The organism is Cytobacillus sp. FSL R5-0569 (genome assembly GCF_038007265.1).
GTDB lineage: Bacteria > Bacillota > Bacilli > Bacillales > Cytobacillaceae > Cytobacillus > Cytobacillus kochii.
On the sequence record NZ_JBBOWW010000001.1, the window covers coordinates 1,124,840 to 1,139,237 of the forward strand.

Below are 14,398 nucleotides of genomic sequence, written 5' to 3' on the forward strand. Positions count from 1 at the left end.
TGATATTAAGCGTTCAATTTTTCTTTCTCGTAAACAGGTACCCAACCTTCTGGTGTAACAAAGAGGCGAATAGCAACAACTTTTCGATCATCAGCTAAAGTAAAATAGTGGCGCGTGTTTACGGGTACAGAAATTAAATCACCTGGATCTAAATGGACTTCAAAAAACGATTCATCTTTTCCTTGGATAATAAAGACTCCATGCCCACTTACGATGAAACGGACTTCATCATCGGTATGATGGTGTTCTCTTTGAAAGTTAATTAATAATTCATCTAAATTTGGCGTACTGTCTGAAAGTGTAATAACATCTGCAGCTTTGTAGCCGCGCTTTTCAGAAATGGTTTTGATTTCAGTTGAAAATGCATCTAGTATGGCTTGCTTTTCATCATCAGATAAATCGTATTTTTCGTGTAATGTCACTTCTAATTGCTCAATGTTCCAATTTTCATAGATGACTTCTTGTGCAGTTAAAAATGTAGATACCTCTTGTTGATCAGTAATCACTTTTTCTTCGTTTTTGAATTTAATAATGGCCATGTAAAACGCCTCCTTTTAATTGAATAAGAGATAATTTATATTGAAATAAAAATTCGCAAGCCTCTAATAATTTTTTCGCTTCAAACCCATCGACTCCCCAAACAGTAATCCCGTGGTTGTGAATTAAGACTGCACCTTTCTCTTTGCTGACGTAAGCAGAAAAGTGATCCGCTAATGTAGGGATATCCGCATCATTGCGAATGATCGGGATGGTGAGTATATCATCTTCTCCCCATAGTCCAAATGCTTTAATTAACTCTTGATGCTGAAAAGATACTACACCTTCTTGATAGAAAAGCTCAGAAATAACATTATTAGCAACTGTATGAACATGAAGACTTGCTCCTGATGACGTTTTCTTATAAATTTCACAATGTAATAAAGTCTCAGCTGAAGGTTTAGATGACGTGTTTTCTAGGGGCTTTCCTTCTAAGTCTACTAATAAAAAATCATTAGCTGTTCTCTTTCTTTTATCAAGTCCGCTTGAAGTGACTAAAAAGCTGTTTTCATCTACGCGAATGGATAAATTACCACTAGTACCCATAAACCAATCTCTGGCTGCTAATTCATCTTTAATATCAGCTAATGTATCCCACTTTGTTTCATACGTTGTCATGATTTCGCACCAACTAGTTCATCGAGGTATTCAATGCAATCATGGAAGGTTTCGAAAGGTGTATAAGAAATACCAGTTTCTTCACATTTTTGAATTAAGAAATCTCTAGCAAGTACGGCATCTGCTATTTTGGCTGCTTCAAAGTCTGTAATCGAATCTCCAATAAGAATATTAAAGTGTTCAGGAGAAGAGTGTTTTCTAATAATGGTTGGTTTACAACAGCCGCAACCTTGTGAAGAACATAGTTCATCACACTGGTGTGGATAGTGAATATCTATTGTTTCTAAAGCAAAGCTTGCGTGATTGCAAAATACTTTCGTAAATGGCCCATAAGGTTCAAGTACTGGTTCTAAAAAAAAGTCAATCCCACCACTAACAATATAAAGAGGGATACCGTTTTCATGTGTATATCTAACAAAAGCTGAAAATCCTTCACGAATTTCTGCACTATTTAATACAAAATGGATAATCTCTTCTTTTTTACTTGTTGGTAAAAGTGAGAAGAGATTTTTAACACCTTCTTGGATAGAGATATTTTGAGCTAAAATATCTTCCTTGATCTGTTTTGCCTCAATAGGACCGAAATGCTCCATAATCTTTACAATGTTGTCGTTATTCGTAATTGTTCCATCGAAATCACAAAAAATCATTGGTTTTGTCATCTTTTATGACGTACCTCCCCATTTTGCTAATGCTGCTTCTAATTCTTGCGCTTTTGTTGCACGATGAGTATTTTGTTGTATGACGTGATCAATGGCTTGCCTAAAAGCTCTCACGCCAGCTGCTGCTCCTTCAGGATGACCATGGACCCCGCCGCCAGCATTAATTATACAATCATTGCCAAAGTCATGATAAAGCAACGGAACTAAACCTGGATGAATGCCTGCTGAAGGGACCGGGAATGCCTGATTCAAGCCATTTTCTTCGGTTAACTGTCTAGCGATAGCTAAGGTTTTTTCTTTTTCCATGGCAACAGAACCATATGGAGAAGGAAATAAAGAGAAATCTGCGCCTGCTAAGCGAGTAAGATTACCGAGTAATAAATCAGGAGCCACACCATAGAAGTTTGAAGAAGTATAGGCCCCACTATATGCAGGATGTGCCATGATAGGTAACTGCACTTCATTGTTTTCAGCTAGTGTTTGGAGCATATCTAGACCGTAAGTGTGAACATTGAATAATAATGCATCCGCCCCTAATTCGCTCGCATGTTTTGCTTTATCTACTAAATCCATTGTTCTCCCAGATAAATTGACTGCATAAAGTGTCCTTTTTCCAGTCTTTTCATAGACTTCATCTAGTATTTCTTTACCTGCGATAATTCGGTCTTCAAAAGAGATGTTGACATCAAAAAGAATTTCATCATCTTTTACAATATCAACGCCTCCCATAGCCTGGTCTCTTAACTGTTCTCTTAAAAAGTGAATATCCCTGCCGATAATGCCTTTAAATATACTCATAAGTAATGGGCGGTCTTGAATATTTAGTTTCGATCTTATATTTTTTATACCGAATTTTGGTCCAGGAAAACGGGAAAGATCCTCATTATCAAATTCCAGATTTAATAATTTTACTTCACCATCTAGAGATAACTTTCCAAATACAGTTGTTAAGATTGCTGGAATATCAAATGTGAAATTATATGTAGGGTAGGCGATACTAATTTCGCACCTTACTTCACCGAATCGATTGGGATGTTCATCATCATAAAATTCTTGTAGTGCAGTGACTCTGCCTTTATGTTTTAGTAATTGTTTTTGCTCAAGTAATGGTAACGCTGTCCACGAGCCTATCGTTAATCCTAAAGCGATATCCTCTGCTTTTTTCTCTAATGAACCGGGTCTTGCGTATACTTGATAAGTTGCAATTACATCTCCCATATGAGAACCCTCCCTGATGATTTCGAATTGACATTGACAATAAAAAACCCTCTTCTTAATCAATAAGAAGAGGGTTAGTTCGCAGTGATAGAACCTTCTCCTTATCTGTCAGCATGATTGCTGCAAGAATTAGCACCGTGTTCATTTAGAATCGGTTGCCGGGCTTCATCGGGCTCGTCCCTCCGCCTGCTCTTGATAAGAAAATTTATGATTATCGTTTTAAATTTTTGCACAATTTTATTATGTCACCAGGTGTTTTATCTGTCAACAGAGAATTTTTTACGTTATATGACAAAATTCTTTTAACCTTAAAAAGATGAAAAGTTTTAAAAAAAAGATTGACACTTTTTTATAAACGGTGCTAGTATTTGCTCAAGATATTTCAAAAAATGAATCTTTTATACTCTTATCAAGAGCAGGTGGAGGGAAATATGGCCCGATGAAACCCAGCAACCGACCGTAATATCGTTGTGAAACGAGGCGCAGCTAGAGAATTTCTGCGCCTAATGTAAGGCACGGTGCTAATTCCATTCAGAAGTTATTCTGAAAGATGAGAGGCAAAATCGTAATGACGAATGCCTCTTTCTGTAAAGGAAAGGGGCATTTTTGTTTCTGTAATGACAAAGCAGGTCCGACTACATCTCTTCATGTAGTCACCCCTGTTTTGTGCCACAGATAAATAAAGAAATAAGGGGGAAGAGATATGGCTGTTTTAGATAATATAGGTTATCGCGCTTTGACAGAGGAATCAGCGTGTGAATACGTGAAGAGTTTAAAACTGTTTTTACCGGATGAAAAAATGACGGTGGAAGAGATTGGTGATGGTAATTTGAATTATGTTTACCGTATTACTTCTAATCATAAAAGTGTAATTATTAAGCAAGCACTCCCTTATGCAAAAGTAGTCGGAGAAAGCTGGCCTCTAACACTTAAACGTGCAAAACTGGAGGCAGAAGTGCTTAAGAAGCATGGTGAATTCGTTCCTCACCTCCTCCCAGCAGTACTAGCATCAGATGAAGAACTAGCATTAACTGTGATGGAGGATCTTTCCCATTTGACAATTGTAAGAGACGGATTGATTCAAGGGGATCATTATCCGAATTTATCAGCTCATATTGGTGAGTACTTAGCAAAGACATTGTTTTCAACTTCAGATTTTGCTCTTCATCCGTTTGAGAAAAAGAAATTGGTCGCTAAATTTTCAAATCCTGAACTATGTAAAATCACTGAGGATTTAGTATTCACCGATCCATTTTTTGATGTGGAAACGAATGATTTTGAAGCTGAGTTGGCTGAAGTGGTTCAGCAACTATGGGCTAATGACAAGTTGAAACTTGAAGTAGCCAAAATAAAATATGCTTTTCTCACAGAAGCAGAGAGCTTACTACATGGTGACCTACATACAGGGAGTATATTTGCGAGTAAGAGTGAGACGAAGGTGATCGATCCTGAGTTCGGCTTTTATGGTCCGATTGGATTTGATGTCGGTCAATATATTGCCCATCTCATTTTCCAAGTACTTGTACGAAACGAAAACGATAGAATCGTTATTCTTCAACAGATAGAAGAAGTATGGGATGTGTTTTCTCAATATTTTTCAGAAGCTTGGCAAAATTCTGTTGTTAATCCTTTTACGAAAGTACCAGGCGCTCTAGAGTCTTTTCTAGCTAAAGTATTTAAAGATGCTATCGGAGTAGTAGGGTGTGAATTAATTCGGAGAACAATCGGATTGTCGCATGTGAAGGATCTTGATGGAATAGAAGATAGGTCAATTAGATTATATGTGAAGAAGGCAACGATTCAATTAGGTTCATCCTTGATTATTAATCGCAAAAACATAGTAACAATCTCGCAACTTCTTAAGGAACTGGAGGCGTATACATCATGAGTATACCAACACCAATTGAATGGCAAGAAGGTAGATTGAAAATTCTTGATCAAACCTTATTACCCCATCAAACAAGATGGATAGAACTCGAAACCATTGAAGATGTCTTTGAGGCAATTATTCAGTTGAAAGTAAGAGGGGCGCCAGCTATTGGAATTACTGCTGCTTATGGTTTAGCGATTGCTGCAAAAAAATACGAAGGGGTCGACATTGAAACTTTCCATCTTAGAATTCATGAAGATTATCTTTATCTAGCGGGCTCTAGACCGACAGCTGTTAATTTGTTCTGGGCTTTGGATCGAATGATGAAAGTAATAGAAACGCTGTATTCAACAGAGGAGACAATTATCAGTTTGGAGCAAGAAGCAAAGAAAATACATCAAGAAGACGAGGAGATTTGTCGGCAAATTGGTGAAAATGCACTAAGTCTATTGAATGGAAGGAAAAAGGTATTAACGATTTGCAATGCGGGAACGATTGCTACGGGAAAATATGGTACAGCGCTAGCGCCGTTTCATTTAGGCAAGGAGAAGGGTGTTGACTTTCAAGTATATGCTTGTGAAACGAGACCGGTTCTTCAGGGAGCGCGCCTAACTGCTTGGGAGCTTCAACAGTCCAATGTGGATGTGACGGTCATTACTGATAATATGGCTGCTCATACCATAGCAACCAAGGGGATTGAAGCGATTATAGTCGGGGCCGATCGTATTGCCAGCAATGGAGATACAGCGAATAAAATCGGTACATGGCAACTAGCTATTTTAGCAAACTATTTTCAAATTCCTTTCTATGTAGCTGCGCCATTGTCGACATTTGACTTTTCTATCGCATCAGGGGCAGATATTCCGATTGAGGAGAGGTTGGCAGAAGAGGTGACTCATATTGGGCCAAACCAGATCACACCAGAAGGAACGAAAGTGTTTAATCCGGCGTTTGATGTGACAACGGCTAATTTAATTACTGCAATTATTACTGAAAAAGGCATTTTTAAAGCTGATCGAAACAAATTGGCACAATTGAATAAAGCAGAAGAGGGAGTTAGGGCATGAAGAACAATCGTATACTATTAGCGTTTCTTATTATTTTTATTTTAATTTTGGCAGGCTGCCAGCCAAAAGGAAGCAATTCAAGTAGTGAAGCAACTGCATCAACTAAAGAGAATAGTGTACATCCGTTAGCTAATAAAAAGATCGCACTAATCATGCAAATTAATTTAGGAACTTTTTCTGCACAATATATTGAAGGGGTAAAAGAGCAGGTAGAAAAGTTTGGTGGAACCGTTCAAGTATTTACTTCTGAAGGTGACTTAGCAAAAATGGCTTCCAATTTAGATGCAGCGATTAATCAAAAATTTGATGGGATATTAATTGATCATGGAACGAAGGAAGCGTTAACGCAAGGAGTAGAAAAAGCGGCTGCACAAAATATACCTGTAGTGGTCTTTGATGCTGATATTGCAGTGAAAGATGTAACTGTACTTCAACAAGGCGATGAAGAAATGGCGAAGTTGACATTAACCAAGCTTGCTGCAGATGCAGGAGGGAAAGCAAATATTGTTAAGATTTGGGTAGCTGGATTTGCACCGATGGAAAGAAGACAAGTAGCTTATGAACAATTTTTAAAAGAGAATACAGATATTAAGGAAGTAGCAGCATTTGGTGCTGCCACCGATAATACAGCATTAGATACTCAAGCACAAATGGAAGCAATCCTAAAACAATATCCAAATGAAGGTGAAATAACAGCAGTTTGGGCAGCGTGGGATGAGTTTGCTAAAGGAGCTGTCAGAGCGCTAGAGCAGGCAGGAAGAGAAGATATTAAAGTCTACGGGATTGATATGAGTGACGAAGACCTGCAACTGATACAAAAAGAAAACAGTTCATGGGAAGCGACAGCTGCCGTTGATCCAAAAGATATTGGTCGTATTCAAGTTCGATATTTGTACCAAAAATTAAACGGTGATTCGCCTAAAGAAAAAGTTATCCTTGATCCTGTTTTTGTAGAGAAAAGTCAATTACCTGATGAGGCAATTACAACAAACGAACTGCATGAATATATAGATGGTTGGGGAGAAAGTGAACAAGGCTATACGGAAGAATTAAAAGCACTTGAGGGCAATTGAATGAAATGTTTTGTAGCTAGTCAACCGACTTTTAGAGAGTCGGTTTTTGTATCTATGAAGGAGGTCTCCTTTAAGTGAGTGAAGTTGTTTTGGAAATGAAAAAGATTAGTAAGAGTTTTGGAAAAGTTACGGCATTAAAGAACGGGGAGTTAGTGGTTCATAAAGGAGAAATACATGCCTTGCTTGGAGCAAATGGAGCTGGGAAAAGTACATTAATGAAAATTCTCTCTGGGGTATATAGACAAGACCAAGGAGAAATTTTGATTAACCACGAAAAAGCAACTTTTCAACACCCTAGTGACGCGAAAGAAAAAGGAATATTTTGCGTTTATCAGGAGGTTGATACAGCCATTGTTCCACAGCTTACTGTAGCGGAAAATATTATGCTTGATCGCTTTTCACAAGAGAAAGGGTGGTACTTCTCTCGTAAGGATCTACATCGTCAGGCACAGGAAGCATTAACATTACTCGAGGTGAATGATATTGAGCTAAATCAAGCAGCTTCAAATCTAAGTCTTGCTAAAAAGCAATTGGTTCTCATAGCTCGGGCGTTAGTGCAAACGACTAAAGTCATTATTTTTGATGAGCCAACCGCTCCATTATCACATATAGAAGCAGAGAAATTATTTCATGTAATTAGGCAACTGAGAGTAAAGGGAATTGGTTGTATTTTTATTACACATCGATTACCTGAAGTATTCGCCATTGCAGATGTGGTAACGGTTATGAGAGACGGATGTCGGATTTCAACCGTACCAATTGCTCAGATAACGCAGGAAATGGTAATTGAACAAATGCTTGGAGAAGTATGGCATGAGGAAAGAAACGTTATGCACAGTTATAAACGAGGGGAAGAGGTTTTAGCACTTAAGAATATCAATCTAGGAAAGTTACAAAATATTAGTTTAAATGTATATGAAGGTGAAGTTGTAGGAATTGCGGGCTTGGTAGGTGCTGGAAAAACAGAACTAGCGAAAACAATATTTGGAAATACACCAGCCACTTCAGGAGAAATCAGAGTCTCTGGTAAGAAGATACAGGTGAAGCATCCAAAAACAGCTATTGCTTGTGGTATCACTCATATTCCTGAAGAAAGGCGGAAAGAAGGTCTATTCATTAATGAAACGATATCGAAGAATGTAACTTTCCCACAGCTGAAAAAGTACGTAAAAGGGGGTTTTATTAACAGAAAGGCTGAGAGAAAAGCTACTGAAGAAGTGATTTCAACTTTGCAGGTGAAAGCAAATGATGTGGACGTAGAGGTGAATCATTTAAGTGGGGGAAATCAGCAAAAGATCGTTATCGGTAAGTGGTTATCAAGTGAAGCGAAGGTTTATTTATTTGATGAGCCTACTAAAGGCGTGGACATCGGTGCGAAAAGAGAGATTCTTAAACTAATTCAACAGCTTGCAAAGGAAGGCAAGGCCATTTTGTATTTTAGTAGTGAAATCCAAGAATTATTAACAGTTTGCCATAGAGTATTAGTGATGTATGATGGCAAAATCGTGAAAGAATTTACGCAAAAAGAGGCAACGCAAGAAAAGATTCTGTTATATGCAAGTGGTGGAAAGGAAGTCAATCATGAAGGACCAATTGATCGCATTTCTATTTAAATACGGGGCAATTACTTTACTTATTCTTATTATTTTTTATTTTACAAGTGTGAGCCCATTCTTTTTAACCTATGATAATTTTTCGGATATATTACGTTCCATTTCGATTGTCACTGTGCTCGCGCTCGGGGTCACATTTACATTAGTAGTTGACGGTTTTGATTTATCTGTTGGCTCCACGATGTCATTAGCAACTGTTTTTACAGCTTCATTGATGGTTTGGTATGATTTACCGCTATGGTTAGTTCTACTATTACCAATTATCGTTGGAGTGGCAGTTGGATTATTTAATTCGTTCTTAATTGTTGTGATAGGTATTCCCGATTTATTAGCAACATTGAGCAGTATGTACATCGTAGCGGGATTACATCGGACTTATACAGAAGGATACTCAATTTATAACCATATGCCACTGACTTCTGGTGGGACAGCAATTGGTGAGTTTTCTAATGCCTTTCTATGGATTGGTCAAGGCCATTTATTAGGTATCCCTGTACCTGTATGGATCATGGTCATTCTAGTGTTAGCTTCCTACTGTTTTTTGAATTATACGAGATGGGGCAGAATCTTTTATATGACAGGAGGGAATGCCGAAGCTGCGACCTTATCTGGTGTAAAAGTAAAGAAAATCAAATGCATGGCTTATGTAATTTCAGGAATTTTTGCTAGCATAGCAGGCATTTTATTTACTGCTAGGGTAGGATCAGGGCAAATCGATGCAGGTGCACCACTACTGATGGAGGCTGTTGCAGCTGTATTTGTTGGCTACTCGGTACTAGGGGCTGGAAAACCAAATGCGTTAGGTACATTTTTTGGCGCAGCAGTCATCGGCGTATTATTAAATGGTTTAACTATTTTGAATCTACCTTATTATGGTTTTGATATTATTAAAGGGACTGTACTCGTTTTAGCATTGGCAGTGACTTATATGTATGCGAAAAATAAGTTTTCAACAAATAGCTTATAGAAGTAGTAGTAGTGGGTGAGGCACTTTTGTAGTTGCAGGTAGGCTAATCGCTTACTTTGGAAGATACAAATATTTGTTTTGTTGATAAGGCAAAGGTGGTTTGTGTCTCATTTAAACGGAGAAATAGTGATGAAAGCTTTAGCAAATGGTGTTTACGAGTGGCTCAGATGAGAAATAGGAGACGAGAGGTGAGCAATGGCGATAGCGAGTCGCTCAGATGGAAAATAGGAGACGAGAGGAGAGCAAATGGTGTTTGCGAGTCACTCAGGTGGAAAACAGGAGACGAGAGGAGAGCAAATGGTGTTTGCGAGTCACTCAGGTGGAAAACAGGAGACGAGAGGAGAGCAAATGGTGATAGCGAGTCGCTCAGATGGAAAACAGGAACCGAGAGGAGAGCAAATAGCGATAGCGAGTCGCTCAGGTAGAAAACAGGAACCGAGAGGAGAGCAAATGGTGTTTGCGAGTCGCTCAGGTGGAAAATAGGAGACGAGAGGAGAGCAAATGGTGTTTGCGAGTCACTCAGATGGAAAACAGGAACCGAGAGGAGAGCAAATGGCGATAGCGAGTCGCTCAGGTAGAAAACAGGAACCGAGAGGATAGCAAATGGCGATAGCGAGTCGTTCAGATAGAAAACAGTAAACGAAAGCAGAGCAATTGAACATTACGTTGACCGGGAATCGGTGCTTGAGATAGGAAAACAGATAAGACAAACATAGAGGTGAGAATAGATACGGAGGAGTTCGCTGGAGGTAAGTATTTGTCCTAGTTTTAACTGGAACAACTTTTTCTTGTTACCTCTCTTAATAGGTGCAGATATTTACTTTGAAGATTCTCCACCAAGTGAACGAGCAAACGGGTTACCATAGCTCACCATTTTAGAATTTGCACCCGAGAAAACACAAGTCGTTTCTTCTATATTTTTTATCGGAATTTCACTCTCCACAATGGTTCAACAATTAGCATGCAGCTGATATAAAAAAGGCCGCTGAACATTTTTGGGTTCAGCGGCACTTTGTTGATTATTTTTCTTCTATGGATGCTTCAATATAGTTATTCATTTCTGTTTCGATTAGCTCAGCTAGTGATTCTGCCCCTGTTTTTCCTACATGGACGCCATCACCTCCGAAGTATTCGGGATGATTTTCTCCGAGTTTGTGCCAATCGACTAGTGTGACATGGTCTTCAACTTCCGCTTTTTCCAATAAAGCTTTATTTACATCTTCTTCCCATGAACGTGGTACCTTTGTATTTACAAGGTAAATATCTGCTTCACTAAATAAATCAACCAGTTCATCTAAATGCTTTTCACGGAAAAAGCCGTTTGTACCTAGCATGAAAATGATCGCATTTCCTTTTTGGTTAAAGGAAGTGTATTGCTGGCTAACATCGACTGCTTGATGAACTTGACGCCCTACCTTTGCATCAATCGTAATAGCAGGAAAGCGTAACTGTAGACTTGGTGCAACATCAAGCATTAATGAATCACCAATGGCAAGAATTTGGTTATAATGCTCAGCGGCAGGGAGTGGCTCTGCCTGTTTTTCTGCTTCATTCTCAACTTCTTCCGTACCTTCTGTATTCTCCTCTGGTGCTTCTTCAGAAGAGTCATTTTTCTCTGGAACGTTGGAAGCTTCTTCTTTCGTTTCTTCTTTCGGTTGATCTTCACTGTTTTCTTGGGAAATAACTAACTCTGTTGGTTTCTCTTCTTGCTCTTCTCCCTTGACAACTCCCGTCATACCAGCAATAAAGATAATAGCTACTAATGGGACAAAAGCTGCACCAATTCTACATTGTACATTTAAACTTTTCCATTTGAGCGGATTTATTTTCTTGAAATTTTTAAAGAATGCTCTAAAACCATACTTTCTAATCGGTTGCTCTAAGAATCGGTAGGAAACTTCTGCTATTGCAAAAATAGCGATGAGCTGTAATAGCACTCTCCATAACTGCGGTGCCGCTATTTGGTCGAGAGGCGTTGCTAAAATAATAATTGGATAATGCCATAAATAAATACCATATGAGCGTGTACCAATCCACCTAAGGGGCTTCCATGATAGCCACTTGCTTAATATACTTGATGGATGACAGACACAAGCAATAACAACCGCTGATAGGAGTGCAATAAGGAACAAGCCCCCAACATAAAGAAACGGATTATATTCATTAATGGTGAACATGCATAGTAACAAAATCACTAGCGCACCGACACTGGTTACATTAAGTGTTTGTTTTAGTTGGGGTGATAGCTTTTTAGCTGATAGCCTTTTCATTGGCCAAACAAGTGCTAGCCAACAACCAATTAATAATTCAAATGAACGTGTATCAGTCCCATAATAAACTCTGCTAGGATCACCATTGGGATCATATTGTAATGACATCCATAAACAAGATAATAAAGCACCTAAAAAGATAATCTTTGAAACAGTTGCTCGATGCTTGAAGATATAAATTAGAGCCGTTAGGGCAAGTGGCCATAATAGATAGAATTGTTCTTCAATTGCCAGTGACCATAGGTTTTTTATTGGAGATGGAGCAGCAAAACTATCAAAATAGGAAACCTCGTGGAAAATAAACCACCAGTTACTTACATAAAATAGAGAAGCTAGCGCATCACCACGCATAACGGATAACAAGTTTTGATGAAAAAGAACGACCCACACAAAGGTAATAAAAATCATTGCATAAGAAGCGGGTAATAAGCGGCGAGCACGGCCAACCCAGAACTTCTTCAAATCTAATTTCATGCTTTTGTTTTGATCCGGTAATAGAGTGGAAGTAATAAGGTAGCCAGATAGAACAAAGAAAAGGCTAACGCCTAAAAATCCACCTTCTGCCCAATCAAAGCGAAAGTGATAGGCGATGACGGCTAAGACTGCAATCGCTCTCAGTCCGTCGAGCCCGGTAATATAATGTGTGTGTGTCTTTTTTTTCATATGTACGTCCTCCATTTTTGATGCAATTAAACTCTAGCTGACGGAGGGAACCTTCCTCCGTTTTAAAGTGAACCTCTAAATTATTTACGTATTTTCTATTAAACTTTATGTATATAAAAATAGACGATGATTATGTCGTAATTAGTTTCAAAAAGCTTGTAAAAAAATTTGCAGAATAGCGATAAAAAAGCACTACAATTATTCATTTTACTCTTATTATGTAATGATTTGGATAGGTGGAAAGAATGATATATTATAAGGGGGAAAAGTCCTGTTTAATAGGGAAAAATAAGCAGTTAACAGGAGAAAAGAATCTTGAAATGATCAATGATATATTAGAAAAGGTCATTTAAAATTCAAGTTTACAATTATGGCTTCTTCCCAAAAAGTAAGACCCCTCTTTTTTAAGTAGGAGAGGCCTCATTTCTATTTATTCAAATCATACTTAGTTTATATAACGGTCACTTACTAGTATTTCATCGATGATCTCAGTTGGAATTTCAAACTGAACAACGCCCATATAACCAGGTGCCACTTCATATTCATTAAAAGAGATGATCAGGTGGTTATCTTCGTTGATAAAGAATGGTTGATCGCGATTAATAGTAGTAAATGATTCGACATCATCTAGCCAATAAATAAGATTTTCATCATTGGCCATATTCTGCTTCATTTGCTTTTTAATTTCTTCACTTATTACCTCTACATATGCTTCTGAAGTAAATAAACTAGGTAAAGTAATAACGGTTTGTAATTCTTTATCAATCGTAAGGTAATCTTTTTGTTCATATCCAGATGCTTCAGCTTTAAACGTATTAAGTTCAATAGAAAGTATCTGATTATTTTCATTCACAATGGAGTAATCACTTTGAATAGCTAGGTGACCATTACTATCCATATATTCTTGATATAATTGCTTTCCTTTTTCAAGAAAAGCTTGATTTAAATGAGTTTCTAGTTGGTGATTTTCTAGACCAGAGATTTCTGGTATCTCTACATCAATGGATTTACTTTCTTGTTCCTCGTGTATTTTATCAATGGTAATAACCTCAATAATTTGTTTTAAAATAGGTACTTCTGACATTGCTTTTGCCGCCTGAGGGCTAAAGTTTACTGTTGCTGTAAAAATACTCGCAGCTGCCACAATACTAGTTGGCCATATCCAACGCTTTTTCGTATGCTTTTGTTGAGTGTGACTAGTTAGTGCACTTTCTATAATATCATCTAACTCTGTTGGTATAGGTATATCATTATATTGTCTACGCCATTCTTTCAGTCGGTTACTCATCCATTTCATCTCCTTCTGTCAGTTCAAGCTTTAATAATTTTAAGCCGCGATATAATCGAGTCTTGACTGTATTGACATTTTCATCTATTACAGTAGCAATTTCTTGAATCTTTAAGTCTTCAAAATAGCGTAGTAAAATGACCGTTTTATATTGTAAGGGCAATTGTGCTAATGCATCATGTAAGTCAAAATGCATATAATCATCATGTTCTCCACTTTGCAAATAGGTGATTGTGTCATGATCTGATACAGTCATGCGTTTATGCTTTTTTAAGAAGTCGAGCGATGTACGTACGATAATCTTATAGAACCAACTTCTTAATGCATCTACATTTTCTAATTTATTCATTGAAAGCAATCCTTTTTTTATGGATTCACTGACAATATCTAAGGCATCTGCTTGGTTTCTAACATAACTATAAGCAAGCCGGTAGTAATCTTGTTTATGCTCTTCAATCATTTGTACAAACAAATTTTGGTTATTCATCTTTCAAGGAGCTCCTTTTAAAAAACTTTGTACAATGGATAGACGATTGATCTCATAGAAAAAGT

The 14,398-nt window shown here is 37.8% G+C and carries 13 protein-coding genes and 2 riboswitches; of the genes, 6 read left to right on the top strand and 7 right to left on the bottom strand.

Translation table 11 applies throughout. The features are described from left to right. Positions 1-5: 5 nt before the first annotated feature. Genes MKX78_RS05925 through MKX78_RS05940 form a run of 4 tightly spaced genes read right to left on the bottom strand, consistent with a single transcriptional unit; the run spans position 6 to position 3,035 of the window. Entirely contained in the window at positions 6-539 is a 534-nt protein-coding gene (locus MKX78_RS05925; protein WP_341050215.1) for a 1,2-dihydroxy-3-keto-5-methylthiopentene dioxygenase, read from the bottom strand. Next, on the bottom strand, positions 526-1,155 hold the full coding sequence (locus tag MKX78_RS05930) for a methylthioribulose 1-phosphate dehydratase (RefSeq protein WP_095370205.1): 630 nt from the start codon (positions 1,153-1,155) through the stop codon (positions 526-528). The genes MKX78_RS05925 and MKX78_RS05930 overlap by 14 nt, the downstream gene beginning before the upstream one ends. After that, a complete protein-coding gene (locus MKX78_RS05935) occupies positions 1,152-1,817 on the bottom strand; it encodes a 2-hydroxy-3-keto-5-methylthiopentenyl-1-phosphate phosphatase (protein WP_307319301.1) in 666 nt (221 codons plus the stop codon). The genes MKX78_RS05930 and MKX78_RS05935 overlap by 4 nt, the downstream gene beginning before the upstream one ends. Before the next feature lie 3 nt (positions 1,818-1,820). Further along, the gene (locus MKX78_RS05940) at positions 1,821-3,035 is read right to left on the bottom strand and encodes a 2,3-diketo-5-methylthiopentyl-1-phosphate enolase (RefSeq protein WP_095370203.1); all 1,215 of its coding nucleotides are present in this window, start codon (positions 3,033-3,035) and stop codon (positions 1,821-1,823) included. A gap of 98 nt (positions 3,036-3,133) precedes the next feature. Then, positions 3,134-3,237: riboswitch (SAM riboswitch) on the bottom strand. A 201-nt stretch (positions 3,238-3,438) separates the two neighbouring features. Beyond that, positions 3,439-3,592: riboswitch (SAM riboswitch) on the top strand. 146 nt (positions 3,593-3,738) lie between these two features. On the opposite strand from MKX78_RS05940, the gene mtnK reads away from it, so the two are divergent. From mtnK to MKX78_RS05970, 6 genes are all read left to right on the top strand, one after another. Then, on the top strand, positions 3,739-4,923 hold the full coding sequence (gene mtnK / locus MKX78_RS05945) for an S-methyl-5-thioribose kinase (RefSeq protein ID WP_341050216.1): 1,185 nt from the start codon (positions 3,739-3,741) through the stop codon (positions 4,921-4,923). Further along, positions 4,920-5,972, top strand: coding sequence for an S-methyl-5-thioribose-1-phosphate isomerase (gene mtnA, locus MKX78_RS05950; RefSeq protein WP_341050218.1), 1,053 nt, complete (start codon positions 4,920-4,922; stop codon positions 5,970-5,972). The genes mtnK and mtnA overlap by 4 nt, the downstream gene beginning before the upstream one ends. Further along, positions 5,969-7,045 (top strand): sugar ABC transporter substrate-binding protein, encoded by a 1,077-nt coding sequence (locus tag MKX78_RS05955; RefSeq protein ID WP_095370200.1) that lies wholly within the window; start codon positions 5,969-5,971, stop codon positions 7,043-7,045. The genes mtnA and MKX78_RS05955 overlap by 4 nt, the downstream gene beginning before the upstream one ends. Positions 7,046-7,119: 74 nt before the next feature. Then, positions 7,120-8,658 (top strand): sugar ABC transporter ATP-binding protein, encoded by a 1,539-nt coding sequence (locus MKX78_RS05960; RefSeq protein WP_095370199.1) that lies wholly within the window; start codon positions 7,120-7,122, stop codon positions 8,656-8,658. Continuing rightward, positions 8,627-9,625 carry an ABC transporter permease gene (locus tag MKX78_RS05965; RefSeq protein ID WP_180316995.1) on the top strand — a complete coding sequence of 333 codons (999 nt, stop codon included), beginning with the start codon at positions 8,627-8,629 and terminating at the stop codon, positions 9,623-9,625. The genes MKX78_RS05960 and MKX78_RS05965 overlap by 32 nt, the downstream gene beginning before the upstream one ends. Positions 9,626-9,871: 246 nt before the next feature. Next, positions 9,872-10,108 (top strand): hypothetical protein, encoded by a 237-nt coding sequence (locus MKX78_RS05970; protein WP_341050220.1) that lies wholly within the window; start codon positions 9,872-9,874, stop codon positions 10,106-10,108. 536 nt (positions 10,109-10,644) lie between these two features. On the opposite strand, the gene MKX78_RS05975 is transcribed toward MKX78_RS05970, so the two are convergent. From MKX78_RS05975 to MKX78_RS05985, 3 genes are all read right to left on the bottom strand, one after another. Next, complete coding sequence (locus MKX78_RS05975; protein ID WP_341050222.1) at positions 10,645-12,558, bottom strand: acyltransferase family protein; 1,914 nt, start codon at positions 12,556-12,558, stop codon at positions 10,645-10,647. 445 nt (positions 12,559-13,003) lie between these two features. Beyond that, entirely contained in the window at positions 13,004-13,846 is an 843-nt protein-coding gene (locus MKX78_RS05980; RefSeq protein ID WP_341050224.1) for a DUF3298 and DUF4163 domain-containing protein, read from the bottom strand. Continuing rightward, positions 13,839-14,333, bottom strand: a complete 495-nt coding sequence (locus MKX78_RS05985; RefSeq protein ID WP_095370192.1) for a sigma-70 family RNA polymerase sigma factor — start codon at positions 14,331-14,333, stop codon at positions 13,839-13,841. The genes MKX78_RS05980 and MKX78_RS05985 overlap by 8 nt, the downstream gene beginning before the upstream one ends. Between the last annotated feature and the right edge of the window lie 65 nt (positions 14,334-14,398).